A 20,980-nucleotide genomic window follows, 5' to 3' on the forward strand; every position below is an offset into this window, starting at 1 on the left:
CTTTAAGAAAATGAGTCAAAAAATCAGAATAAAATTAAAATCTTACGATCACATGTTGGTAGACAAGTCTGCTGAGAAGATTGTAAAAACAGTAAAAAGTACTGGTGCAGTAGTTACGGGACCAATTCCATTACCAACTCACAAAAAACTTTTCACAGTGCTACGTTCTCCACACGTTAATAAAAAAGCGAGAGAACAATTTGAAGTAATGTCATATAAGAGATTAATTGATATTTATTCATCTTCATCTAAAACTATCGATGCTTTAATGAAATTAGAATTGCCTAGTGGAGTTGAAGTAGAAATCAAAGTTTAAGTATCTTCTAAGGAAAATTAAGGGCACTTTGTTTAAGTGAAAACTTTTTTTGGATTGTGTGTAAATAAGTTATACTTTTGCACCACTTTAAAAATAAGGGTTCACTTAAATGATGTGTTCTATTTTTATATTTAATAATTAATAATTAATATTTATGTCTGGGTTAATTGGTAAAAAAATCGGCATGACTAGCATCTTTGATGAGAACGGGAAGAATATTCCTTGTACGGTAATTCAAGCTGGTCCATGTGTTGTTACCCAAGTCAGAACCAAAGGTGTTGACGGGTACGAAGCGTTGCAACTTGGTTTCGATGACAAAAACGAGAAACATTCCACAAAAGCGGCTTTAGGTCACTTTAAAAAAGCGGGAACTGTAGCTAAGAAAAAAGTCGTTGAATTCCAAAATTTTGCAACAGAACAAAAACTAGGGGATCTTATTGATGTCTCTATGTTTGTTGAAGGAGAATTTGTAGATGTACAAGGTGTATCTAAAGGTAAAGGTTTTCAAGGGGTTGTAAAACGTCACGGTTTTGGTGGTGTTGGTCAAGCAACTCATGGTCAACATAACCGTTTAAGAGCGCCAGGTTCTGTAGGGGCTTCTTCTTATCCATCTAGAGTATTCAAAGGAATGCGTATGGCTGGACGTATGGGAGGAGAAAATGTAAACGTTCAAAACCTTAGAGTTTTAAAAGTAGTTACTGAGAAGAATCTACTTGTTATTAAAGGATGTGTTCCTGGTCATAACAACTCTTATGTAATCATTCACAAGTAATGGAAGTAAAAGTATTAGATTTCAACGGAAAAGATACTGGCAGAAAAGTTCAACTTTCTGATTCAGTATTCGCAATTGAACCAAATAATCACGCTGTATACCTTGATGTTAAGCAATATTTAGCTAATCAAAGACAAGGAACGCACAAGGCTAAAGAAAGAGCTGAAGTTGCGGGAAGTACACGTAAGATTAAAAAACAAAAAGGAACTGGTACTGCTCGTGCGGGTAGTGCAAAGAATCCATTGTTTAAAGGTGGAGGAACGGTTTTTGGACCAAGACCAAGAAGTTATTCATTTAAATTGAATAAAAGCTTGAAGCGTTTGGCAAGAAAATCAGCTTTCTCTATTAAAGCAAAAGAGTCAAATATTATCGTTCTTGAAGACTTTAGTTTTGAAACTCCAAACACTAAAAATTTCATTAATGTTTTGAAAGCTTTAGAGTTAGATAATAAAAAATCTCTATTTGTGTTGGGCGATACGAATAAAAATGTATATTTGTCCTCACGCAATTTAAAGGCCTCTAGCGTAGTAAGTAGCTTAGAATTAAGCACTTACGCTATTTTAAATGCTAATAACTTAGTTCTTTTAGAGAGTTCTTTGGAGATAATTGAAGAAAATTTAAGTAAATAATAGGATATGAGCATCATAATTAAACCTATAGTAACAGAAAAAGTAACCAAAGAAAGTGAAGTTTTAAACCGCTTCGGATTCGTTGTTAATAAAAAAGCAAATAAAGTTGAGATTAAGAAAGCTGTTGAAGCTGCTTATGGAGTAACTATTTTGAGTGTTAACACGATGAACGTAAGGCCGGATAGAACTACAAAATACACTAAAAGTGGTTTAATTACTGGAAAAACAAATGCAATTAAGAAAGCAATTGTTCAAGTAAAAGAAGGAGAAACAATTGATTTTTACAACAATATCTAAGATAGAAAAATGTCAGTAAGAAAATTAAAACCTATTACCCCAGGTCAGCGATTTAGAGTTGTGAATGGTTATGACGCCATTACAACTGATAAGCCGGAACGCTCTTTGATAGCGCCGATAAAAAACTCTGGAGGTAGAAATAGTCAAGGAAAGATGACCATGCGTTATACGGGTGGTGGTCACAAGCAGAGATATCGTATTATTGATTTTAAACGTACTAAAGAAGGAATTCCTGCTACGGTTAAATCAATCGAATATGATCCAAATCGTACTGCGTTTATCGCTTTATTAGCTTACGCTGATGGTGAGAAAACATATGTAATTGCTCAAAACGGATTGAAAGTTGGTCAGAAATTAGTTTCTGGTCCAGAATCTCAACCTGAAATTGGAAATACATTACCTTTAGGTAGAGTTCCACTAGGAACTGTAATTTCTTGTATCGAATTGAGACCAGGACAAGGGGCTGTAATTGCTCGTTCTGCTGGAACATTTGCTCAATTGATGGCAAGAGATGGAAAATATGCTACAATTAAAATGCCTTCAGGTGAAACAAGATTAATCTTGTTGACTTGTTCTGCTACAATTGGAGCTGTTTCTAATTCAGACCACCAATTAGTTGTATCTGGTAAAGCAGGTAGAACAAGATGGTTAGGTAGAAGACCTAGAACAAGACCTGTAGCAATGAACCCTGTCGATCACCCAATGGGTGGTGGTGAAGGACGTTCTTCTGGTGGACATCCACGTTCAAGAAATGGAATACCAGCAAAAGGTTATAGAACTCGTTCTAAGAAAAACCCGAGTAACAAGTATATCGTAGAACGTAGAAAGAAATAATAAGATATGGCACGTTCATTAAAAAAAGGACCTTTCGTTCATTATAAGTTAGACAAGAAAGTTCAAGAAAACATCGCTGGTGGGAATAAAGGAGTAGTAAAGACTTGGTCTAGAGCTTCTATGATTACTCCAGACTTCGTTGGGCAAACTATCGCAGTTCATAACGGTCGTCAATTTGTACCAGTTTACGTAACAGAAAACATGGTAGGTCACAAATTAGGAGAATTTTCACCAACTAGATCTTTTAGAGGTCATGCTGGAGCAAAAAATAAAGGTAAAAAATAAGAAGCAATGGGAGTTCGTAAAAGAGAAACAGCAGATGCGAGAAAAGAGGCTAATAAGTCTATTGCTTTCGCGAAATTGAATAACTGCCCTACTTCACCTAGAAAAATGCGCTTAGTAGCGGACTTGGTAAGAGGTCAGAAGGTAGAAAGAGCACTAAACATCTTAAGATTTAGTTCTAAAGAAGCTTCAAGAAAATTAGAAAAATTGGTTTTATCTGTAATTGCTAACTGGCAAGCAAAAAACCCTGACGCTAATATGGAAGAAGCAGGTTTATTTGTTAAAACGATTACAGTAGATGGTGGAATGATGTTGAAAAGACTTCGTCCAGCTCCACAGGGTCGTGCACACAGAATTAGAAAACGTTCTAATCACGTAACAATCGTGCTTGGATCTATTAATAACACACAAGCAATTTAATACAAGATGGGACAAAAGACAAATCCAATTGGAAATAGACTTGGTATCATCAGAGGATGGGACTCAAACTGGTATGGTGGAAATGATTATGGTGATAAACTTGCCGAAGATCACAAAATCAGAAAGTATATCCATGCTCGTTTATCAAAAGCTAGTGTATCAAAAGTAATCATCGAGAGAACTTTGAAACTTGTAACCGTTACTATCACTACTGCTAGACCTGGTATCATTATCGGAAAAGGTGGACAAGAGGTAGACAAGTTAAAAGAAGAACTTAAGAAAATTACTGACAAAGAGGTTCAAATCAACATCTTTGAAATTAAAAGACCTGAACTTGACGCGTATCTAGTTGCTACAAGCATCTGTCGTCAAATCGAAAGCCGTATTTCTTACAGACGTGCAATCAAAATGGCTATTGCTGCTTCTATGCGTATGAACGCTGAAGGTATCAAAGTTTTGATTTCTGGTCGTTTGAATGGTGCTGAGATGGCACGTTCAGAAGGTTTCAAAGAAGGAAGAGTTCCTTTATCAACTTTCAGAGCCGATATTGATTATGCATTAGCTGAAGCGCATACTACTTATGGTAGAATGGGTATCAAAGTGTGGATCATGAAAGGTGAAGTTTACGGAAAGAGAGATCTTTCTCCGCTTGCTGGAATGGACAAGAAACAATCTGGCGGAAAAGGTGGAGATTCTCCTCGTGGGAAATCTAACTTTAATAAAGGTGGAAAACCAGACGCTCGTAAAAGAAAGTAATTTTTAAATTAAAGAAAAATGTTACAGCCTAAAAGAACAAAATACCGTAAGGTACAAAAAGGTAAAATGAAAGGGAACTCTGGAAGAGGGCATGAACTTTCTAATGGAATGTTTGGTATTAAATCTGTACATGAAGATGGAATGTTTTTAACTTCTCGTCAAATTGAAGCAGCTCGTATTGCTGCTACACGTTTCATGAAAAGAGAGGGACAATTATGGATCAAAATATTTCCAGACAAACCAATTACTAAGAAGCCTCTTGAGGTACGTATGGGTAAAGGTAAAGGAGCAGTTGAGTATTGGGCTGCCGTTGTTAAACCCGGAAGAATTATGTTTGAAATTGGAGGAGTACCTTTGTCAGTTGCGAAAGAGGCGTTACGTCTTGCAGCTCAAAAGCTTCCAGTAAAAACTAAATTCGTTATTGCTAGAGATTTCGAAGCATAATCTATATTATATTATGAAACAATCAGAAATAAAAGATCTTTCTGCAGCGGAGTTGCAAGAAAAACTTAGTCAAACTAAGAAGGCATATGCCGACCTAAAAATGGCTCACGCTATTTCTCCAATTGAGAATCCACTTCAAATTAGAAGTGTGAGAAGAACAGTTGCAAGATTAGCTACTGAACTTACAAAAAGAGAGTTACAATAATTGTAATCTGCTGAAAGATGGAAGAAAAAAGAAATTTAAGAAAAGAAAGAGTTGGTGTTGTAACTTCGGACAAAATGGATAAATCTATTGTTGTTGCAGAAGTGCGTAAAGTAAAACACCCATTATACGGTAAGTTCGTGTTGAAAACAAAGAAATACGTTGCACACGACGAAACAAACGACTGTAACATTGGAGATACTGTAAGAATTAGCGAAACGCGTCCTTTAAGTAAATCAAAATGTTGGAGATTAGTTGAAATCCTAGAAAGAGCTAAATAATTATGGTACAACAAGAATCAAGACTAAAAGTAGCAGATAACACTGGAGCAAAGGAAGTTTTAACTATCCGTGTTTTAGGAGGTACCAAAAGAAGGTATGCCTCTGTTGGTGACAAGATTGTAGTTTCTATCAAAGATACAACTCCAAACGGAAGCGTTAAAAAAGGAGCTGTTTCAACTGCAGTTGTTGTACGTACCAGAAAAGAAGTGAGAAGAGCCGATGGTTCTTATATCCGTTTCGATGACAATGCATGTGTTCTTTTGAACGCTGCAGGGGAAATGAGAGGAACTCGTGTTTTTGGACCGGTAGCAAGAGAACTTCGTGAAAAACAATTCATGAAAATTGTATCATTAGCACCAGAAGTGCTTTAATTCGTTTTAAGATGATAAAGCTAAAAATAAAAACAGGTGACATCGTAAGAGTAATTGCTGGAGATCACAAAGGGTCAGAAGGTAAAGTATTACGTGTTGACCGTGAGAAAAACAAAGCAATCGTTGAAGGTGTAAACATGGTTTCAAAACACACGAAACCAAGTGCAAAAAGCCCTCAAGGTGGTATTGTGAAAAAAGAAGCTTCTATTCAAATTTCTAACATCTCTCTAATTGATCCTAAAACTAAGGAAGCAACTAGAACTGGAGTTAGAGTTGAAGGAGATAAGAAAGTAAGATTTTCAAAAAAATCTAATCAAGTACTATAGTAATGGCATATACACCTAGACTAAAAGAAGAATATAAGAGTAGAGTTATCTCTGCTCTTACAGAAGAGTACGGATATGTAAACGTAATGCAAGTTCCTAAATTGGAGAAAATCGTTTTAAGCCGTGGAGTTGGAGCAGCAGTTTCTGATAAAAAATTAATCGACTATGCGGTTGATGAATTGACAAAGATAACTGGACAAAAAGCAATATCTACTATTTCAAAGAAAGACGTTGCGTCTTTTAAATTGAGAAAGGGAATGCCAATTGGAGCAAAAGTTACTTTGCGTGGAGAAAGAATGTATGAGTTTTTAGATAGACTTATTACTTCAGCTTTACCACGTGTTAGAGATTTCAGTGGTATTAAAGCTACTGGTTTCGACGGAAGAGGAAACTATAACCTTGGTGTTTTAGAGCAAATCATTTTCCCAGAAATTGATATTGATAAAGTAAACAAAATATCTGGAATGGATATCACTTTTGTTACTTCTGCTCAAACTGATAAGGAAGCAAAGTCATTATTGGCTGAATTAGGATTACCTTTTAAAAAGAATTAAGATATGGCTAAAGAATCAATGAAAGCCCGTGAGGTTAAGAGAGAAAAAACGGTAGCTAAATATGCTGAGAAAAGAAAAGCTTTGTTAGAAGCTGGAGATTTCGTAGGTTTGCAGAAATTACCGAAAAATGCTTCGCCAGTTCGTTTGCATAATAGATGTAAATTAACAGGTAGACCAAGAGGGTATATGCGTCAATTCGGTGTTTCACGTGTTACATTTCGTGAAATGGCTAATAATGGATTGATACCAGGTGTTAAAAAAGCTAGTTGGTAAAAAATTGAATTTTAATTGGTTAAAGGTTCGAAAGAAAGTCTGGAGAAAACCATAATCGCAAATTAATACATATGTATACAGATCCTATTGCAGATTATTTAACAAGGGTTAGAAACGCTGTGGCTGCAAACCACAAAGTTGTCGAAATCCCTGCATCTAATCTAAAAAAAGAAATAACTAAGATCTTATTTGATCAAGGTTATATCTTAAGTTACAAATTTGAAGACAACGCTGTTCAGGGTTCGATCAAAATTGCTTTGAAGTATGATAAAGATACTAAAGAGTCAGTAATTAAAGATATCCAAAGAATTAGTAAACCAGGTTTACGTAAATATTCAAGTTCAGCTTCTATTCCTAGAATCCTTAATGGATTAGGAATTGCTATTGTTTCTACATCAAAAGGTTTGATGACTGGAAAGAAAGCCAAACAACTTAATGTTGGTGGAGAAGTAATTTGTTACGTATACTAATAAAAAGACTATAAGATGTCAAGAATAGGTAAAAATCCAATTGTAATCCCTGCTGGTGTAACTGTAGAAGTTAAAGACGGTATTATTACAGTTAAAGGAAAAAATGGTCAACTTACACAGGAGTTTTCGGACGTTACTGTAACGGTTGAAGACGGTCAAGTTCAAGTGGATAGATCGTCTGATCACAAAGACCAAAGAGCAAAACACGGATTGTACAGATCTTTAATCAATAACATGATTATCGGTGTAACTGACGGTTTTACAAAATCATTAGAATTGGTAGGAGTTGGTTATAGAGCTTCTAATCAAGGACAAAAATTAGATTTAGCTCTTGGATATTCTCACAATATTGTTTTAGAAATTGCTCCAGAAGTAAGTTTAGAAACTATATCTGAAAAAGGTAAAAACCCAATTGTTAAACTAACATCGTTTGACAAACAACTTTTAGGTCAAGTTGCGGCAAAAATTAGAGCTTTCCGTAAGCCTGAGCCGTACAAAGGAAAAGGTGTTAAATTTGTAGGTGAAGTATTAAGAAGAAAAGCAGGTAAATCAGCTTAAAAAATAAGATTATGTCATTAACGAAACCTGAAAGAAGACAAAGAATTAGATTCAGAATTAGAAAAACGATTAGTGGTACTGCTACTAATCCAAGACTTTCTGTATTTAGAAGTAACAAAGAAATTTATGCTCAACTTATTGATGACGTAAACGGAGTTACTTTATTGGCTGCTTCTTCAAGAGAAAAAGAAATAGGTAAAGGTACGAACATTGAAGTGGCAACTGCAGTTGGAAAACTAGTTGCTGAGAAAGCTATTAAAGCTGGAATAGATGTAGTAACGTTCGATAGAGGAGGTTATTTATATCATGGTCGTATTAAATCATTAGCGGAAGGCGCGAGAGCGGCTGGACTTAAATTCTAATATAGTATGTCTAATAGTAAATACAAGAATGTAGAGTTAGTAAAGCCTAGTGGTCTTGAATTAAAAGATCGTTTGGTAAGTGTAAATCGTGTTACTAAGGTTACAAAGGGTGGTAGAGCTTTTGGTTTTTCTGCTATTGTAGTTGTAGGTGATGAAAATGGTATTGTAGGACATGGATTAGGAAAATCTAAAGATGTTTCTGAAGCAATTGCGAAAGCAGTAGAAGATGCTAAGAAAAATTTAGTAAAAATTCCTTTGAATGGTCAATCAGTACCACACGAACAAAAAGGTAAATTTGGTGGTGCACGTGTATTTTTAATTCCTGCCTCTCATGGTACAGGAGTTATTGCTGGTGGAGCTGTTCGTTCAGTTCTTGAGTCAGTAGGTATTCACGATGTATTATCTAAATCTCAAGGATCATCAAATCCTCACAACGTAGTAAAAGCAACTTTTGATGCTTTATTACAAATGAGAAGTGCTTATACTGTTGCAAAACAGAGAGGGCTTTCTTTAGAAAAAGTTTTTAAAGGTTAATTCAAGGAAATTATGGCTAAATTATTAGTAAAACAAGTTAGAAGTAAAATCAACTGTCCACTTGATCAAAAAAGAGGATTAGAAGCTTTAGGTCTACGTAAAATGGGTCAAGTTGTAGAACATGACTCAAACCCTGCAATCCTTGGGATGATAAACAAAGTTAAACACTTAGTTTCTGTAGAGGAAACTAAATAACAAATACTGTTATGAATTTAAGTAACTTACAACCAGCTGAAGGGGCAACGCACAATCAAAATAAGAGATTAGGTAGAGGAGAAGGTTCTGGAAAAGGTGGTACTTCTGCAAGAGGTCACAAAGGAGCAAAATCTCGTTCTGGATATTCTAAAAAGATTGGTTTTGAAGGAGGGCAAATGCCACTTCAAAGACGTGTGCCTAAGTTTGGTTTTACAAACATCAATCGTAAAGATTACGAAGGTGTGAATCTAGATACGCTTCAATTATTAGTTGATAATGGTATAATTACAGATGCTGTCGATATGACAACTTATGTAGCTAACCGTTTGGCAACTAAAAATGAAATCGTTAAGATTTTAGGAAGAGGAGAATTGAAAGCAAAATTAAAAGTAACTGCTCACAAATTTACTGCTACTGCAAAAGCTGCTATTGAAGCTGCTGGAGGAGAAGCTGTAACAATATAATTTTTCAATTTATGAAGAAATTTATTGAGTCAATAAGTAATGTTTGGAAAATCGAAGAACTAAAAAACAGAATCCTAATCACATTAGGTCTGCTTTTAGTTTATCGTTTTGGAGCACACGTTACGCTTCCGGGAATCGATGCAACACAATTAAATAGTTTAGCTGGCCAAACCAAAAGTGGTATTGGATCTATCTTAGACATGTTTACGGGTGGAGCTTTCTCTAAAGCGTCAGTTTTTGCTTTAGGAATTATGCCTTACATTTCTGCATCTATTGTTGTTCAACTTATGGGAATTGCTATTCCTTATTTGCAAAAACTTCAAAATGATGGAGAGAGTGGTAGAAAAAAGATTAATCAGATTACACGTTGGTTGACTATAGTTATTACTTTAGTACAAGGACCAACATATATCTATAATCTATATAGAACTTTACCTAGTAGTGCATTTTTATTAGGGTTTAATTCTTTTGAATTCTTATTTTCTTCAGTAATTATCTTAGTTACAGGTACAATTTTTGCCATGTGGTTAGGAGAAAAAATAACTGATAAAGGAATTGGAAATGGTATTTCGCTTTTAATTATGGTTGGTATACTTGCTAGATTTCCTCAGGCATTTATACAAGAATTTACAACTAGGGTTACTAATAACAACGGAGGACCAATGTTATTGGTTATCGAAATTATTATTTGGTTATTGGTTATTGTTGCTTGTGTTTTATTGACTATGGCAATTAGAAAAATACCAGTTCAGTACGCTCGTCGTACTACTTCAGGAGATTATGAACAAGATTTAATGGGTGGTAATAGACAATGGATTCCTTTGAAGCTTAATGCTTCAGGAGTGATGCCTATTATCTTTGCTCAAGCAATTATGTTTATTCCTGCTGCTGTTGCTGGGTTATCAAAATCTGATGCATCACAGTCTATTGTTGGTGCTTTTAGTAACATGTTCGGTTTTTGGTATAATTTTGTATTCGCAACATTAATTGTTGTATTTACTTACTTTTATACTGCGATTACTGTTCCTACTAATAAGATGTCTGATGATTTGAAAAGAAGTGGTGGTTTTATTCCAGGTGTTAGACCAGGAGTTGAAACTTCTGATTTTCTTGACAAGGTGATGTCTTTGATAACTTTCCCAGGATCTTTATTTCTTGCTCTAATAGCTGTGTTCCCAGCGATTGTTGTAAGTCTTATGGATGTTCAACAATCTTGGGCAATGTTTTTTGGGGGTACCTCATTAATCATTATGGTTGGTGTTGCAATAGATACAATTCAACAAATCAATTCATACTTGTTAAACAAACATTATGATGGTTTAATGAAAAGTGGAAAAAATAGAAAAGCAGTAGCTTAATTTTATGGCAAAACAATCAGCAATAGAACAAGACGGATCAATCATTGAAGCATTATCAAATGCGATGTTCCGTGTAGAATTAGAGAATGGACATATCGTTATTGCTCACATTTCTGGAAAAATGCGTATGCATTACATCAAATTATTACCTGGTGATAAAGTGAAACTAGAAATGAGTCCTTACGATTTGTCAAAGGCAAGAATTACTTATAGATATTAAAGGATATTCACAATGAAAGTTAGAGCATCAGTAAAAAAGAGAAGTCCCGAGTGCAAAATTGTGCGTAGAAAAGGGAGATTGTACGTTATAAACAAAAAGAATCCTAGATTTAAACAAAGACAAGGATAGTTATGGCAAGAATAGCAGGGGTAGATATCCCGAAAAACAAGAGAGGTGTTATAGCACTTACCTACATCTTCGGATTAGGAAATAGTAGAGCTATTGAGATTTTAGAAAAAGCTCAAGTAAGCCAAGATAAAAAAGTTCAAGACTGGAATGATGACGAGATCGGAGCAATTCGTGAAGCTGTATCAGCATTCAAAATTGAAGGAGAATTACGTTCTGAAGTTTCTTTAAACATCAAACGTTTAATGGATATTGGTTGTTACAGAGGTATCCGTCATAGAACTGGTCTTCCTTTAAGAGGACAAAGAACTAAGAATAACTCTAGAACAAGAAAAGGTAAAAGAAAAACTGTTGCTAACAAGAAAAAAGCAACTAAATAATAAGTAATATGGCTAAAGCAACTGCAAAAAAACGTAAAGTTATCGTTGAATCAACGGGAGAAGCTCATATTTCTGCTACCTTCAATAACATCATCATTTCTTTGACAAACAAAAAAGGTGAAGTTATTTCTTGGTCTTCAGCTGGTAAAATGGGTTTTAGAGGTTCTAAAAAGAATACTCCATACGCAGCCCAAATGGCAGCAGAAGATTGTAGTAAAGTAGCTCTTGAAGCAGGACTTAAAAAAGTGAAAGTGTATGTTAAAGGACCAGGAAACGGACGTGAGTCTGCTATCCGTTCTTTGCATAACGGTGGAATTGAAGTTACAGAGATTATCGATGTTACTCCAATGCCTCACAACGGATGTCGTCCTCCAAAAAGACGTAGAGTTTAATAATATATTTAAGTATAACTAGGTAGAATATACGATTATCGAAGGATATGACCTGAATTCATAATCTCTACCTTAATTTAATTTTTAGAAATGGCAAGATATACTGGTCCAAAAACTAGAATTGCTCGTAAATTTGGCGAAGCAATATTCGGAGATGACAAATCTTTCGAAAAAAGAAATTACCCACCTGGACAACACGGGATGGCTAAAAAAAGAGGAAAAAAATCTGAATATGCAATCCAGTTAATGGAAAAGCAAAAAGCTAAATATTCTTACGGAATTTTAGAAAAACAATTCAGAGGTTTATTCAAAAAAGCATCAGCTACTAAAGGTGTTACTGGTGAAGTTCTTTTACAATTATGTGAGGCAAGATTAGATAACGTTGTGTTTAGAATGGGTATTGCTCCTTCTAGAAGAGGCGCTAGACAATTAGTTTCTCACAGACATATCACTGTAAATGGTGATGTAGTAAATATTGCTTCTTACCACCTTAAACCTGGTGATAAAGTTGCTGTTCGTGAAAAATCTAAATCATTAGAAGCTATCGAACGTTCTTTATCTAATTCAAGTCATGTTTATGAATGGATTACTTGGAATAATGATGTTAAAGAAGGTACTTTTGTAACTGTACCAGCTAGACTTCAAATTCCAGAAAACATTAAAGAACAATTAATCGTAGAGTTGTACAACAAATAATAATTGACTTAGTCGAAATTTATGGCAATATTTAATTTTCAGAAGCCCGATAAAGTTATCATGATCGATTCAACCGATTTTGAAGGTAAGTTTGAATTCAGACCTTTAGAACCAGGATACGGATTGACCGTTGGTAATGCACTTAGAAGAGTTTTGCTTTCAGCATTAGAAGGTTATGCAATTACATCTGTCCGCATAGAAGGTGTAGATCATGAGTTTTCTACTATCTCAGGAGTTGTTGAAGATGTTACCGAAATTATTCTTAATCTTAAACAAGTACGTTTTAAGCGTCAAATTGAAGATATAGATAATGAAGCAGTTACTATTTCTGTTTCTGGTAAAGATCAATTAACAGCAGGTGATTTTCAAAAATTTATCTCAGGTTTCCAAGTTCTAAACCCAGAACTAGTTATTTGTAATTTAGATAGTAAAATCAAACTGAACTTCGATTTAACAATCGAAAAAGGTAGAGGATATGTTCCTGCTGAAGAGAACAAAAAACAGAATGCTGCAATTGGAACCATTTTTACAGACTCCATTTTTACTCCGGTAAAAAATGTAAAATATGCAATTGAAAACTTCCGTGTAGAGCAAAAAACAGATTATGAAAAATTAGTTTTTGAAATAAAAACTGATGGTTCTATTAATCCAAAAGATGCACTTACTGAAGCTGCCAAAGTTCTAATTCACCATTTCATGTTGTTCTCTGACGAAAGAATTACACTTGAGGCTGATGAGATCGCACAAACAGAATCATATGATGAAGAATCATTACACATGAGACAATTGCTTAAAACTAAGCTTGTTGATATGGATTTATCTGTTAGAGCATTAAATTGTTTGAAAGCGGCTGAAGTTGATACACTTGGTGATTTAGTATCGTTCAATAAAAATGACCTAATGAAATTCCGTAATTTCGGTAAAAAATCTTTAACAGAGCTTGATGAACTTGTGGCTGTGAAGAATTTGAACTTCGGTATGGATTTAGCAAAATACAAACTAGATAAAGAATAAATTACTTCATATTTTGATCTCCAAAGCGGATAGTATCAAGATGAAAGTATAAAAATACACGTCATGAGACACGGAAAAAAATTCAATCACTTAAGCAGACAGACTGCACATAGAAAATCTATGTTAGCTAATATGGCTTGTTCTCTTATTGAGCACAAACGTATTAACACAACTGTAGCTAAAGCAAAAGCGCTTAAACAATTTGTTGAGCCTTTAATAACAAAATCTAAAACTGATACGACTCACAATCGTCGTATTTGTTTTGCTTATTTACGTAGCAAATATGCCGTAACTGATTTATTCAGAGACGTAGCTGCTAAAGTAGGAGACCGTCCAGGTGGATACACGCGTATCATTAAAGTTGGAAATCGTTTAGGAGATAATGCTGATATGGCAATGATCGAATTAGTAGATTTCAATGAACTTTACAATGGTGGTAAAAAAGAAGTTAAAAAAGCTAAAAGCCGTCGTGGTGGAAAAGCTAAAAAAGCAGATGAAGCTACGGAAGCTCCCGCTGCTGAAACTGAAACAACTACAGACGCAGCTGAATAGTTATGAAAATAATCATTCAATAAAATTTAAGGATAAGCTATTTATAGTTTATCCTTTTTTTTTGTTTTTTTTGGAGCAAATAAACAATAGTTTTTTGCACTTATTTCCTGCTGTTCATTCTATCTTTTACTTTATAAAGAATAAAGTAAAAGGATGTCATTACCATCAGGGCTATTTTATAACTTTTTTATTTTATAATAAAATTTAAAAGTTTGCATCCATTGTATTAATGAATTAAATTTGCAAAATATTTAACTACGTATGGAATGAGTTTTAATTCCATGAGATTATTAAAATATAAAATCTACTAATGAAATATACAACACGACAAAGTGCCATACTTTTACTAAGTGATGGTACAATTTTTCACGGAAAATCTATTGGAATCAGCGGAACTACTTTTGGGGAAGTTTGTTTTAATACTGGAATGACTGGATATCAGGAGATTTTTACTGACCCATCTTATTTTGGACAAATCATGGTAGCGACTAATGCTCATATTGGAAATTATGGCGTAAATGAAAAAGAAATAGAATCTGATAGTATTAAAATTTCTGGATTGGTTTGTAAAAACTTTAGTTTTAATTATTCTCGTGAAGATGCTACTCAAAGTTTAGAGGATTATTTTATTAAAGAAAACCTAATTTGTATCTCAGATGTTGATACGCGCGCATTAGTAAGTTACATTAGAGATAATGGAGCAATGAACGCTGTAATTTGTACGGATGGCTCTTCTGTTGAAGAATTGAAAGTTGCCTTAGCTAATGTTCCAGATATGAAAGGTTTGGAATTAGCTTCTAAAGTTTCTACTAAATTGCCTTATTTTTATGGAGAAGAAAATGCTACTTATAAAATATCAGCTTTAGACTTAGGAATTAAAACAAATATTCTACGTAATCTTGCAAAAAGAGATTGTTACATTAAAGTTTTTCCTTTTGACTCCTCGTATGAGGATATGGCTTCTTTTAATCCTAACGGTTATTTCTTGTCTAATGGGCCTGGAGATCCTGAACCGCTTTCTAGTGCAATACAAGTTGCTAAAGATATTTTGGCAAATGATAAACCTTTATTTGGAATCTGTTTAGGGCATCAAGTAATCGGTTTAGCTAATGGAATTTCAACTTATAAAATGTTTAATGGACATAGAGGGATTAACCATCCAGTAAAAAACTTGATTTCTGGTAAAGGGGAGATTACATCTCAAAATCACGGTTTTGCTGTAAATAAAGAGGAACTAGAACGCAATCCAGATTTAGAAATTACGCACGTACATCTTAATGATGGAACTGTTGCTGGAATGCAAATGGTAAATAAAAATTGTTTTTCTGTACAATACCATCCTGAAGCAAGTCCTGGTCCGCATGATTCTTCTTATTTATTTGATCAGTTTATTGCAAATATTAATAAATAATAATTTTAGTATACAAGTATAAAAGGTCTAACTTATATGTTGGGCCTTTTTTTTATATACCAAAAGGATAAGTTTCGGGAAATAGTTTTTTATCAACCTGTGTATGTATAGGATGTAAGGCTGTTGTTTTATCAATATAAATAAAAGCATCATATCGTTTTGGTAAAATGGTAGGGACGTAATTTCCAAATCGTTCGTGTTCGGGATTGTATACTACTCCTATGGCTCTATGTCCAATGTAGTCTTCCATGCATTTCTCTTCTCTTACCTTGTTCATTAGTAATAATCTATTTTGACCTTCAGAAGCTTTATGAAAGAGGTATTCCCAGCTGCCTTCTTCTGCTTTAGGAACTTCTATTTTTCTCATAGCATCGCCCCAATTTCGTCCTGCTATGACACTTCCTACATAGGAGCCAAATCCTACTGATATTACACCCTCAGTTTGGTATTGTTCTTTTAATAATTGACCTACATTTACCATTCCTTCGGATGCCATGTCAGTTGCACGCGCGTCCCCTATATGGGTGTTGTGTTCCCAAACTATAATTTTTGAATTTGTACCATGGTATTTAAGCAGTCGTTCTATAGTAGCTACCATATGTTCATCTCTTATATTCCATGAAGCAGAACCACGTTTTATCATTGCAAGGTAATATTTTTCAGCATTTCTAGCTATATAGGCATTTTGTTCTGTACTCATTACATTTTCGGCATCTGAGTTATAATTTGGTACGTTTTTTCTGATTTCAATAAGTAGATCCAGAATTTCTTTTTCGCATAAAATGGGTACAAACGCCGAGGCTCTTGCATACGACTGGCCTTCGTCTTTGGAATAAGGTTCGTAGCATTCAATCGCTTTTTTTGCAATGGCCAATGCTTTTGTGTCGTGTTTTTCTAAATATTGGATTATAGAAGCCATGGAGTCTCTAAAACTATATACATCTAGTCCGTAGAAGCCTATTTTTTTATTCTCTGATAAGTCTCTATTGTAGGATTTAAGCCAATCAATAAATGCGGCTATTTCCCAATTTGCCCACATCCAAGTTGGCCAGCGCTTAAACTCATTCATAACATTATAGATGTCTTTACCAGAATCGATGTAGCCTTTAGAGTACCGATTTAGTCGGTAGCAATCTGGCCAATCTCCTTCTACTCCTATAAAGGAAAAACCTTTTTCTTGTATTAAACGTTGCGTGATTTTGGCTCTCCATGTATAATATTCATGGGTTCCGTGTGATGCTTCACCAAGTAAGACATATTTTGCGTCACCAATAAAATCAATTAATGGGTCTAAATCTTCTAGTTTTTCTAAAGGAGAGGAAGTGGTTTTTAATAGATCTTCAATTGCATTATTGCATTTTTTTCTTTTTAAATCATTTAAAGTTCTCATTATCTTTATTTTATTTGAATTAAGTATGTTTTTATGAACTTAAAAAAAATGTAAAATGTATAAATATCTTATATAAAGTTATATTAATATACTGGTAATCAATAATTTAAACATATAAATATATGTTAACTTGTGTCTTATAGTTAGCGAAAGTGTAATTGTCGATTTATAATTAATTGAGCTATTTTTTTTAGATATAAAAAAAATAGTCATAAATTATCATTATAATTTTTATAAAACAGTAGGAATCACATATTTTAAAAAATAATTATAACGTTTTCGTTAATAACATTCATTATTTTCATTAAATCATTACAAAAGATAGAATATATTTGTATTTTAAATTTTAAAATAAAGTAGTATGAGTATTATTATCAAAATTCACGCAAGACAAATTTTCGATTCAAGAGGAAATCCTACAATAGAAGTAGATGTAATTACAGAAAATGGTGTTTTAGGACGGGCAGCAGTTCCTTCTGGAGCTTCAACTGGTGAACATGAAGCAGTAGAATTACGTGATGGTGGAAAAGCTTTTCTAGGAAAAGGAGTTTTAAATGCGGTGAAAAATGTTAATACCGTTATTGCCGAAGAATTGATCGGTACTTCAGTTTTTGAACAAAACTTGATTGACCAAACAATGATTGATTTAGATGGGACTGCAAACAAATCAAACTTAGGAGCTAATGCAATTTTAGGAGTTTCTCTTGCTGTTGCAAAAGCAGCGGCAAATGAATTAGGTTTGCCTTTATATAGATATGTAGGAGGTGTTTCTGCAAACACTTTACCTGTTCCTATGATGAATATCATCAACGGAGGTTCACATTCTGACGCACCTATTGCATTTCAAGAATTTATGATTTTTCCAGTAAAAGCAACTTCTTTTACACATGCTATGCAAATGGGAACTGAAATTTTTCATAGTCTTAAAAAAGTGCTTCATGATAGAGGTTTGAGTACTGCAGTTGGAGATGAAGGTGGTTTTGCTCCAAATTTACCTGGAGGAACTGAAGATGCATTAGATACAATCAAAAAAGCAGTTGAAAATGCGGGTTATACTTTTGGAGACGAAATTATGATCGCTTTAGATTGTGCTGCTGCTGAATTTTATGTAAACGGAAAATACGATTATTCTAAATTTGAAGGGGAAACTGGAAAAATTAGATCTTCTGCTGAACAAGTAGATTATTTAGCTGAATTAGCTGCTAAATACCCTATTATCTCTATTGAAGATGGAATGGACGAAAATGACTGGGATGGATGGAAATTATTAACTGAAAAAATAGGTGATAAAGTACAATTAGTTGGTGATGATTTATTTGTTACAAATGTAGAACGTTTGTCAACAGGGATTCAAAAAGGAATTGCTAATTCTATACTTATTAAAGTAAACCAAATTGGTACATTAACTGAAACTATTGCTGCAGTTAACATGGCGAAAAATGCTGGATATACTTCAGTAATGTCACATCGCTCAGGAGAAACAGAAGATAATACAATTGCTGATTTAGCAGTTGCATTAAATTGTGGGCAAATAAAAACAGGATCTGCTTCAAGATCTGACCGTATGGCAAAATACAATCAATTGTTAAGAATTGAAGAAGAGCTAGGAAATACTGCGTATTTCCCAGGTCTAAATACTTTTAAAATAAAATAAATTTTTTATTTACTATTATAGAGAGCCATTCGTTTTATACGAATGGCTTTTTTTATTAAATTTAACAATATCATTATAGTTTTATCTTTTTATTTAATGTTATTATCCTTAGATTTGATAAATTATTAAATATTAAGATTTATTTGCAAAATATTATGTCAAAAACAGCTATATTAGAAATTGATGGTAAAAAATACGACTTTCCTATAATTGAAGGGAGCGAAAATGAAGAAGCTATCGATATTAACAAATTACGTGATTTAACAGGGATTATTACTTTAGATCCAGGGTATAAAAACTCAGGTTCTTGTACAAGTAAAATTACTTTCTTAGATGGTGAATTAGGGATTTTACGTTATAGAGGGTATTCAATAGAAGACTTAGCTGATAAAGCTGATTTTTTAGAAGTTTCATTTCTTTTAATATTTGGAGAATTACCTACAGCTGCTCAATTAGAGCAGTTTGAAGTTGATATTAGAAAGCATACTTTGGTTAACGAAGAGATGAAAAACATCATTGACGGTTTTCCAAGAACAGCTCATCCAATGGGTGTTTTGGCAGCTTTAACAAGTGCTTTAACTGCATTTAATCCTAAGTCGGTAAATGTTGACAATGAAAAGGAAATGTACCACGCTGTTTGTAAAACAATGGGTAAATTTTTAGTTATTGCAACTTGGACTTATAGAAAAAGCATGGGGTATCCTTTAAATTATTATGATAATACTAAAGGGTATGTAGAAAACTTTATGCGTTTAATGTTTGAATTGCCAACTGAGCCTTACAAGGCAAATCCTGTAGTGATTGATGCATTAGATAAATTGTTTATTTTACATGCTGATCACGAACAAAACTGTTCTACTTCAACTGTAAGAATGGTTGGGTCTTCTCATGCAGGTTTATTTGCTTCTATTTCTGCAGGAGTTTCTGCACTTTGGGGACCTCTTCATGGAGGTGCTAATCAAGCCGTTCTTGAAATGTTAGAAGAAATACATAAAAACGGAGGTGATACTGATGCTTATATGGCTAAAGCCAAAGATAAAAATGACCCTTTTAGATTAATGGGTTTTGGACATCGTGTTTATAAGAATTTTGACCCTCGTGCTAAAATTATTAAAAAGGCAGCTAATGAAGTTTTAGAAATATTAGGAGTTGACGATCCTATTCTTGAAATTGCTAAAAAATTAGAAGCGGCTGCTTTAGAAGACGAATATTTCAAGTCAAGAAATTTGTATCCTAATGTAGATTTCTATTCAGGAATTATCTATAGAGCTTTAGGAATTCCTACTGATATGTTTACTGTAATGTTTGCTATTGGAAGGTTACCGGGCTGGATCGCTCAATGGAAAGAAATGCGTGAAAATAAAGAGCCTATTGGTAGGCCAAGACAAATATATACTGGTGCAGCCTTAAGAGATTTTAAGAAACCAGAATAAATAAAACCAGAATCAAAAGCTTCACTACTAGTGAGGCTTTTTTTTTATCTTTGTCTAAAATATTATAAAAACATATGCTAGAATTAAAAGTAAATAATGAGACTTCAAAGTTGAGAGCTGTTGTGTTAGGGACTGCAGTTAGTAACGGACCAACTCCTTCAATTGATGAGGCATATGATCCTAAATCATTGGAGCATATTTTAGCGGGAACTTACCCAGTAGAGGAAGACATGGTTGCTGAAATGGAGGCTTTTCATGCTGTGCTGAAAAAATACCAGGTAACAGTTTTTAGACCTGAGTTAATTGATAATTGTAATCAGATATTTACTAGAGATATTGGATTTGTTATTGATGACACTTTTATTAAATCCAATATTTTACCTGATCGTGAAATGGAATTGGATGCAATCCAGTATATAATTGATCAAATTAATCCAATCAAAGTGGTACGCCCTCCTGAAAATGTACATATAGAAGGTGGTGATGTTATGTTGTGGAATAATTATATTTTTGTTGGTACTTACAAGGGAAGTGACTATGCGGATTATATAACAGCAAGGACAAATAAAGAAGGAGTCCAATTTATTAAAGATTTGTTCCCTAATAAGATTGTCAAAGAATTTGATTTGGTTAAATCTAAAACGCAAGCAAGAGATAATGCTTTACATCTAGATTGTTGTTTTCAATCAGTTGGTCTAAATAAAGGAATAATTTATAAAGGCGGATTTAGATCTGAAGCAGATTATATGTATTTAGTAGATTTATTCGGAGAAGACAATTTATTTCATATTACAAGAGAGGAAATGTATCATATGAATTCGAATATATTTTCAATAGATACAAATGTGGTAGTCTCGGAAAGAAATTTTACAAGACTAAATGACTGGTTAAGATCGAATGGATTTATTGTGGAAGAAATTCCATATGCAGAAATTTCTAAACAAGAAGGTTTGTTGAGATGTTCGACTTTGCCATTAATTAGAGAATAATTTACAGTAGAGATGCATGGTAGTG

General features: G+C 33.8%; 34 protein-coding genes. 33 read left to right on the plus strand and 1 reads right to left on the minus strand.

What is annotated here, in order from left to right:
- Window positions 1-10: 10 nt before the first annotated feature.
- The 30 genes from rpsJ (at window position 11) to carA (ending at window position 15,489) form a co-directional block, all read left to right on the plus strand.
- Window positions 11-316, plus strand: coding sequence for a 30S ribosomal protein S10 (rpsJ, locus tag AB3G34_RS00525; RefSeq protein WP_011963470.1), 306 nt, complete (start codon window positions 11-13; stop codon window positions 314-316).
- Window positions 317-470: 154 nt separating this feature from the next.
- Window positions 471-1,088: a 50S ribosomal protein L3 gene (rplC, locus tag AB3G34_RS00530; RefSeq protein ID WP_367757197.1), complete on the plus strand. Its 618-nt coding sequence runs from the start codon at window positions 471-473 to the stop codon at window positions 1,086-1,088.
- Window positions 1,088-1,717, plus strand: coding sequence for a 50S ribosomal protein L4 (gene rplD, locus AB3G34_RS00535; RefSeq protein WP_367773559.1), 630 nt, complete (start codon window positions 1,088-1,090; stop codon window positions 1,715-1,717). The genes rplC and rplD overlap by 1 nt, the downstream gene beginning before the upstream one ends.
- Before the next feature lie 6 nt (window positions 1,718-1,723).
- Complete coding sequence (gene rplW / locus AB3G34_RS00540) at window positions 1,724-2,014, plus strand: 50S ribosomal protein L23 (RefSeq protein ID WP_026707015.1); 291 nt, start codon at window positions 1,724-1,726, stop codon at window positions 2,012-2,014.
- A 9-nt stretch (window positions 2,015-2,023) separates the two neighbouring features.
- Window positions 2,024-2,848: a 50S ribosomal protein L2 gene (gene rplB, locus AB3G34_RS00545; protein WP_369753121.1), complete on the plus strand. Its 825-nt coding sequence runs from the start codon at window positions 2,024-2,026 to the stop codon at window positions 2,846-2,848.
- 6 nt (window positions 2,849-2,854) lie between these two features.
- Window positions 2,855-3,133, plus strand: a complete 279-nt coding sequence (gene rpsS / locus AB3G34_RS00550; RefSeq protein ID WP_007136562.1) for a 30S ribosomal protein S19 — start codon at window positions 2,855-2,857, stop codon at window positions 3,131-3,133.
- A 6-nt stretch (window positions 3,134-3,139) separates the two neighbouring features.
- Complete coding sequence (gene rplV, locus AB3G34_RS00555; RefSeq protein ID WP_007136561.1) at window positions 3,140-3,550, plus strand: 50S ribosomal protein L22; 411 nt, start codon at window positions 3,140-3,142, stop codon at window positions 3,548-3,550.
- Between the two features lie 6 nt (window positions 3,551-3,556).
- Window positions 3,557-4,306, plus strand: coding sequence for a 30S ribosomal protein S3 (gene rpsC, locus AB3G34_RS00560; RefSeq protein WP_026707012.1), 750 nt, complete (start codon window positions 3,557-3,559; stop codon window positions 4,304-4,306).
- Window positions 4,307-4,324: 18 nt separating this feature from the next.
- Window positions 4,325-4,750, plus strand: coding sequence for a 50S ribosomal protein L16 (gene rplP, locus AB3G34_RS00565; RefSeq protein ID WP_367757203.1), 426 nt, complete (start codon window positions 4,325-4,327; stop codon window positions 4,748-4,750).
- Window positions 4,751-4,763: 13 nt separating this feature from the next.
- Entirely contained in the window at window positions 4,764-4,955 is a 192-nt protein-coding gene (gene rpmC / locus AB3G34_RS00570) for a 50S ribosomal protein L29 (protein WP_035668115.1), read from the plus strand.
- Window positions 4,956-4,972: 17 nt separating this feature from the next.
- A complete protein-coding gene (rpsQ, locus tag AB3G34_RS00575; RefSeq protein WP_016989323.1) occupies window positions 4,973-5,233 on the plus strand; it encodes a 30S ribosomal protein S17 in 261 nt (86 codons plus the stop codon).
- A gap of 2 nt (window positions 5,234-5,235) precedes the next feature.
- A complete protein-coding gene (rplN, locus tag AB3G34_RS00580) occupies window positions 5,236-5,604 on the plus strand; it encodes a 50S ribosomal protein L14 (protein WP_007136556.1) in 369 nt (122 codons plus the stop codon).
- Window positions 5,605-5,615: 11 nt separating this feature from the next.
- Entirely contained in the window at window positions 5,616-5,930 is a 315-nt protein-coding gene (gene rplX, locus AB3G34_RS00585; RefSeq protein ID WP_026707009.1) for a 50S ribosomal protein L24, read from the plus strand.
- Between the two features lie 2 nt (window positions 5,931-5,932).
- Window positions 5,933-6,484 carry a 50S ribosomal protein L5 gene (rplE, locus tag AB3G34_RS00590; RefSeq protein WP_367757206.1) on the plus strand — a complete coding sequence of 184 codons (552 nt, stop codon included), beginning with the start codon at window positions 5,933-5,935 and terminating at the stop codon, window positions 6,482-6,484.
- Window positions 6,485-6,487: 3 nt separating this feature from the next.
- Window positions 6,488-6,757 carry a 30S ribosomal protein S14 gene (gene rpsN, locus AB3G34_RS00595; protein WP_126745308.1) on the plus strand — a complete coding sequence of 90 codons (270 nt, stop codon included), beginning with the start codon at window positions 6,488-6,490 and terminating at the stop codon, window positions 6,755-6,757.
- Between the two features lie 71 nt (window positions 6,758-6,828).
- On the plus strand, window positions 6,829-7,227 hold the full coding sequence (gene rpsH, locus AB3G34_RS00600; protein ID WP_072945389.1) for a 30S ribosomal protein S8: 399 nt from the start codon (window positions 6,829-6,831) through the stop codon (window positions 7,225-7,227).
- A 15-nt stretch (window positions 7,228-7,242) separates the two neighbouring features.
- Entirely contained in the window at window positions 7,243-7,785 is a 543-nt protein-coding gene (gene rplF, locus AB3G34_RS00605; protein WP_367757209.1) for a 50S ribosomal protein L6, read from the plus strand.
- Between the two features lie 11 nt (window positions 7,786-7,796).
- Window positions 7,797-8,147: a 50S ribosomal protein L18 gene (rplR, locus tag AB3G34_RS00610; RefSeq protein WP_367757211.1), complete on the plus strand. Its 351-nt coding sequence runs from the start codon at window positions 7,797-7,799 to the stop codon at window positions 8,145-8,147.
- Between the two features lie 6 nt (window positions 8,148-8,153).
- Entirely contained in the window at window positions 8,154-8,681 is a 528-nt protein-coding gene (gene rpsE / locus AB3G34_RS00615; RefSeq protein ID WP_369753124.1) for a 30S ribosomal protein S5, read from the plus strand.
- A gap of 12 nt (window positions 8,682-8,693) precedes the next feature.
- Entirely contained in the window at window positions 8,694-8,876 is a 183-nt protein-coding gene (gene rpmD, locus AB3G34_RS00620; protein ID WP_187010092.1) for a 50S ribosomal protein L30, read from the plus strand.
- 11 nt (window positions 8,877-8,887) lie between these two features.
- Window positions 8,888-9,340 (plus strand): 50S ribosomal protein L15, encoded by a 453-nt coding sequence (gene rplO, locus AB3G34_RS00625; protein ID WP_367757213.1) that lies wholly within the window; start codon window positions 8,888-8,890, stop codon window positions 9,338-9,340.
- A gap of 11 nt (window positions 9,341-9,351) precedes the next feature.
- A complete protein-coding gene (gene secY, locus AB3G34_RS00630) occupies window positions 9,352-10,698 on the plus strand; it encodes a preprotein translocase subunit SecY (RefSeq protein ID WP_367773562.1) in 1,347 nt (448 codons plus the stop codon).
- Window positions 10,699-10,702: 4 nt separating this feature from the next.
- Window positions 10,703-10,918: a translation initiation factor IF-1 gene (gene infA, locus AB3G34_RS00635; protein WP_007136545.1), complete on the plus strand. Its 216-nt coding sequence runs from the start codon at window positions 10,703-10,705 to the stop codon at window positions 10,916-10,918.
- A gap of 12 nt (window positions 10,919-10,930) precedes the next feature.
- Window positions 10,931-11,047: a type B 50S ribosomal protein L36 gene (gene ykgO, locus AB3G34_RS00640; RefSeq protein ID WP_008992256.1), complete on the plus strand. Its 117-nt coding sequence runs from the start codon at window positions 10,931-10,933 to the stop codon at window positions 11,045-11,047.
- Between the two features lie 2 nt (window positions 11,048-11,049).
- On the plus strand, window positions 11,050-11,424 hold the full coding sequence (gene rpsM / locus AB3G34_RS00645; RefSeq protein WP_073210387.1) for a 30S ribosomal protein S13: 375 nt from the start codon (window positions 11,050-11,052) through the stop codon (window positions 11,422-11,424).
- 8 nt (window positions 11,425-11,432) lie between these two features.
- Entirely contained in the window at window positions 11,433-11,816 is a 384-nt protein-coding gene (rpsK, locus tag AB3G34_RS00650) for a 30S ribosomal protein S11 (RefSeq protein ID WP_024981527.1), read from the plus strand.
- 90 nt (window positions 11,817-11,906) lie between these two features.
- Complete coding sequence (gene rpsD / locus AB3G34_RS00655; protein ID WP_187017215.1) at window positions 11,907-12,512, plus strand: 30S ribosomal protein S4; 606 nt, start codon at window positions 11,907-11,909, stop codon at window positions 12,510-12,512.
- 21 nt (window positions 12,513-12,533) lie between these two features.
- Window positions 12,534-13,526 carry a DNA-directed RNA polymerase subunit alpha gene (locus tag AB3G34_RS00660; RefSeq protein ID WP_066080995.1) on the plus strand — a complete coding sequence of 331 codons (993 nt, stop codon included), beginning with the start codon at window positions 12,534-12,536 and terminating at the stop codon, window positions 13,524-13,526.
- Between the two features lie 63 nt (window positions 13,527-13,589).
- Window positions 13,590-14,078 (plus strand): 50S ribosomal protein L17, encoded by a 489-nt coding sequence (rplQ, locus tag AB3G34_RS00665; RefSeq protein WP_040473600.1) that lies wholly within the window; start codon window positions 13,590-13,592, stop codon window positions 14,076-14,078.
- Between the two features lie 310 nt (window positions 14,079-14,388).
- On the plus strand, window positions 14,389-15,489 hold the full coding sequence (gene carA / locus AB3G34_RS00670) for a glutamine-hydrolyzing carbamoyl-phosphate synthase small subunit (protein ID WP_367773565.1): 1,101 nt from the start codon (window positions 14,389-14,391) through the stop codon (window positions 15,487-15,489).
- A gap of 52 nt (window positions 15,490-15,541) precedes the next feature.
- On the opposite strand, the gene AB3G34_RS00675 is transcribed toward carA, so the two are convergent.
- Window positions 15,542-16,879, minus strand: a complete 1,338-nt coding sequence (locus tag AB3G34_RS00675) for an erythromycin esterase family protein (RefSeq protein ID WP_367773567.1) — start codon at window positions 16,877-16,879, stop codon at window positions 15,542-15,544.
- Between the two features lie 361 nt (window positions 16,880-17,240).
- On the opposite strand from AB3G34_RS00675, the gene eno reads away from it, so the two are divergent.
- The 3 genes from eno to AB3G34_RS00690 all read left to right on the plus strand — a co-directional run bounded on the left by eno (window position 17,241) and on the right by AB3G34_RS00690 (window position 20,955).
- On the plus strand, window positions 17,241-18,533 hold the full coding sequence (eno, locus tag AB3G34_RS00680) for a phosphopyruvate hydratase (RefSeq protein WP_367773569.1): 1,293 nt from the start codon (window positions 17,241-17,243) through the stop codon (window positions 18,531-18,533).
- A gap of 155 nt (window positions 18,534-18,688) precedes the next feature.
- Entirely contained in the window at window positions 18,689-19,966 is a 1,278-nt protein-coding gene (locus tag AB3G34_RS00685) for a citrate synthase (RefSeq protein WP_367773571.1), read from the plus strand.
- Between the two features lie 74 nt (window positions 19,967-20,040).
- Window positions 20,041-20,955 (plus strand): dimethylarginine dimethylaminohydrolase family protein, encoded by a 915-nt coding sequence (locus tag AB3G34_RS00690; protein ID WP_367773573.1) that lies wholly within the window; start codon window positions 20,041-20,043, stop codon window positions 20,953-20,955.
- Window positions 20,956-20,980: the final 25 nt, after the last annotated feature.

The sequence above is a fragment of the Flavobacterium sp. WC2409 genome, from assembly GCF_041200085.1.
Taxonomy (GTDB): Bacteria; Bacteroidota; Bacteroidia; order Flavobacteriales; family Flavobacteriaceae; genus Flavobacterium.